Genomic DNA, 3,696 nt, shown 5'->3' with positions numbered 1-3,696 from the left:
GTTACCGGGTCCGTCCGACGGGTGTCAGGTCAGACCGTGACGCCGAGGGGGACGGAGACCCCGAGGCCGCCGCGGGTGTCGGCGCCGTAGCGTGCCTTCTCCCTGGCGATGTCCAGGGGCCGGACGCCGGTGCGGCCGGAGGTGATCGCGGTGTCGTCGAGCAGGTGCGCGGGGATCAGCCAGACGACCTCGAACTCCAGGCCGTCGGGGTCGTGGGCGTACAGGCTCTTGGTGGTGCCGTGGTCGGAGGCGCCGACCAGCGCCCCGGCCTCGGTCAGCCGGCGCGCGGCATCCTCGAGGTCGGTCAGGGTGCCGACCTCCCAGGCAATGTGGTACATGCCCACGGTCGACCGGCCCGCCGGCGAGTCACCGGCGTCCGCGCCGAGCTGGAACAGGCCGATGTCGTGGTCGTTGGTGGAGTCCGGCGCCTGCAGGAACGCGGCCCTGCCTGGCATCGAGATCGTCACCCGGAAGTCCAGGACGTCGGTGTAGAAGGCGGTGGTACGCGCGACATCACGGACGTAAAGGACGACGTGGTTGAGGCGGTGGATGCCCATGATCTTCTCCTCGGGCGGCTCGACGCCTGGTTCTGTGGAGCGCTGTCCCGCCGAACGCTGTTCTGTTGAGCGTTCAACTATCTTGAAGGTACCCCCGTCCGTCCCGCTATACCCGAGTTGCCGGAGACGATCTCAACCGGCGCGGTCAGGATGCGCAGTCCGGCACGCTGCTACTGTCCGTGGTCGTGGTCGTGGTCACGCTCCGGCGCCGGTGGCCGCGTCCAGCGCGTAGACGTTGTGGTCCAGACCGCCGATGTAGAGCAGGCCGTCCGCGACTACCGGTGAGGAGTCGTCTATCGGTCCCCGCGTGGCGAACTTCCAGCGCAGCTCACCGGTGACGATGTCCACGGCGTACACATAGCGGTCCCGGCTGCCCACGTAGACCAGATCACCCGCCACGGTGGGTGAGGAACGGATGCCGTTGCCGGTGGGGAACCGCCAGCGGACCCGGCCGGTGCCCGCGTCCAACGCGTACAGGTTGCCGTCGTCGCTGCCCACGTACAGCACCTGGTCCACCACCGTAGGTATGGAGACTACGCCGTTCTGCGCGGTGAACTGCCAGGTCGGTGTTCCGTCCGTGGTCTTCAGGGCGTAGACGTTGTGGTCGTCGGCGCCGATCCACAGCATGCCGCCGGACACGGTGGGTGAGGAGTCGACGGTACTGCCGGTGGCGTGACGCCAGCGTTCCTTTCCGTTGCGGACATCCAGACCGTAGATGTTGTGGTCACGGCAGCCGACGTACACCCCGCCACCGATGACCGCCGGTGACGAGTTGAACCAGTCGCCGCCGGTGAAGCGCCAGCGTTCGAGGCCCGTGACCGTGTCGACCGCATACAGATTGTGGTCGCGGCATCCGATGTAGACCAGCTCGTCGACCACGGTCGGGGAGGAGTGCATCGCCGCCCCGGTGTCGAACCGCCAGCGCCGCAGCCCGGTCGCGGTGTTCACCGCGTGCAGGTAGGTGTCGTTGCAGCCGACGTAGACCGTGCCGTCGGCGACCGCCGGAGACGATGTCACCGCATCGCCGGTCTGGTATCGCCAACGTTCGAGGCCCGTGACCGCGTCGATAGCGTACAGATGGCGGTCGTTGCTGCCGATGTAGACCACGCCTGCCTCGACCGCGGGGGAGGAGTAGACCTCCTCACCAGTGGTGAACACCCACGGCCGTGGGCCGTCGCTGCCGCTGGAGCCGAGCAGCCGCAGGCCGCCCCACGTGCCCGCCCCGGCCGCCGCGGCGACCGCGACGCCGCCTGCCGCTCGCAGCAGGGTCCGCCTGTGCGGCCGCGCGGGTGCGGGCCGGTCACCGGCATGTTCCTGGTCGGCACGACCGGCATGTTCGTGGTCGGCATGACCTGTACGCCCCCGGCCGGTACGGTCGCCCGGCAGCATCTGCTCCAGTGGTAGCGGCGGCGTTGGTGCGATCAGCGGGGACCGCTGCCCCGACGGGGTGGAGATCGGCTCCCGGGGGGTGGGCGGCGGCTCGGATCGCACCCGTGGCCCCGGCGCCATCCTGGTCAGGGTCGTGCTGTCCCGGTCGGCGTCGCGCTGCGCCCTGCCTGCCTCGGCCCTGCCTGCCTCGGCTTGGCCTGCCTCGGCCCGCGCCTGTGCCTTACCTGCCTGCGCTTCGGGTGACTGCCCACCAGGGCTGGACGGGCCGGAGAGTCGGTCCCGGGCGTCCGGGCGGTGTCCGCGTTCGTAGGCGTCCACCAGGTCGTAGACGGCGGGTGGCAGCCAGTGCTTCGCACCGAAGCCGGTCGGCGCCTCCTGCCAGCGTCCGTCGATCTCCTCCAGCAGACGGTTCGGGGTGGGCCGCCGCGCCGGATCGCGTTGCATGCAGCGGCGGATCACGTCGGTGAGCTCCGGGGGGAGCATGGACAGGTCCGGTGGCCGGGACAGCAGCTGGGCCAGCACGTTGACCGGTGTGTCGCCGGTATAGGCGGTGCGGCCGGTTGCCGCGAACAGCAGGGTGGCGCCGAGGGAGTACACGTCGGTGGCCGGGGCCACCGACGCGGTGTCCAGAGCCTGTTCCGGGGACATGTAGTGCGGTGTCCCGATCACGGCTTGGGTGATCTGCGCGCTGCTGACCGACGACCGGACCAGCCCGAAGTCGATCACCTTGGGGTTCTCCCGGGTCACCAGCACGTTCGACGGCTTGAGGTCCCGGTGGATCAGACCCACCCGGTGGATGGAGTCCAACGCCTCGGCGATCCCGGCCGCCAGCCATAACACCGCGTTGACCGGCAGCGGGCCGGCCTGGCGTATCAGCCAGAACAGGGACGGCGCGGGAACGTAGGCGATGGCCAGCCACGGCATCGCGGCGTTGGCGTCCGCGTCCACCAGGGAGGCCGTGTACACGCCGCTGACCTGCCGGGCCGCCGTGGCCTCCCGGGCGAAACGCGCCCGGAAGCCGGGCTCCTCCAGCATGTCGGCGCGCACCGTCTTGACCGCGACCAGCAGCCCGGAGCGGGACTGGCCCAGGTACACCCGGCCCATCCCGCCGCTGCCGAGCCGGCCGAGCAGGCGGTAGGGGCCGATCGTCCGCGGGTCCTGCGGCGTCAGGGCGTCACACATGCTCTCGAAGGAGCTGTTCGCGCCCGTCACGTCCGCCTCCACCGGTTTGTCACAGCCGTCATCGTGCCCCGGGACACCACCTTTCGGGTGATCTTCCGGGCGATTGTTGTTCGGATAGTCGTTCCTTGGACGATTGTCCTCCGGGCGTGGTAATCGTCGTGCCTGGTCACCGGCCCGCGCGCACCGGGGTCGTGCTGTCGGCTCCCCCCGTACCAGTTCCCTCCGTGCCAGTTCCCTTCGTGCCGGCTCCGCCTGCGGGAGCCGTCGCTGCCGTCAGCGCCCTGCCGATCGTCGTTTCCAGCCAGGGGGCGAGCTGGTGCATGCCGGATGCGGTCAGGTGGACGGCGTCGACGTAGAACGGGCCACCGGAGGCGGTGCGGGTCCAGCACTGGTCCCCCCGGCACAGCGCGGCGTCGACGTCCAGCAGCAGGACCTGCGGATACCTGCCGGCGGCCTCGGCGACCAGCGCGTTGTAGCAGCGGCTGGACTGGGCGTCGGTGTCCCCGGTGCTGCTGCGGCTGTTGGCCAGCAGCACCGGCCGGCCGGGGGCCTGCTGCTCCCACAGGTG

3 protein-coding genes are annotated in these 3,696 nt (G+C 70.5%); all 3 read right to left on the bottom strand.

Annotation, left to right across the window (positions count from 1 at the left end; translation table 11 throughout):
- Nucleotides 1-29 precede the first annotated feature (29 nt).
- A complete protein-coding gene (locus DD1DGNOD_RS18285; protein ID WP_131770693.1) occupies nt 30-557 on the bottom strand; it encodes a VOC family protein in 528 nt (175 codons plus the stop codon).
- Nucleotides 558-752: 195 nt separating this feature from the next.
- Nucleotides 753-3,158 (bottom strand): PQQ-binding-like beta-propeller repeat protein, encoded by a 2,406-nt coding sequence (locus DD1DGNOD_RS18280; protein ID WP_131770692.1) that lies wholly within the window; start codon nt 3,156-3,158, stop codon nt 753-755.
- A gap of 136 nt (nt 3,159-3,294) precedes the next feature.
- On the bottom strand, nt 3,295-3,696 hold a 402-nt coding region (locus DD1DGNOD_RS27240), incomplete at its 5' end, for an SGNH hydrolase domain-containing protein (RefSeq protein ID WP_206443282.1).

The sequence above is a fragment of the Candidatus Protofrankia californiensis genome, assembly GCF_900634765.1.
Taxonomy (GTDB): domain Bacteria; phylum Actinomycetota; class Actinomycetes; order Frankiales; family Frankiaceae; genus Protofrankia; species Protofrankia californiensis.
This window is presented reverse-complemented; position numbering and strand designations above follow the sequence as displayed.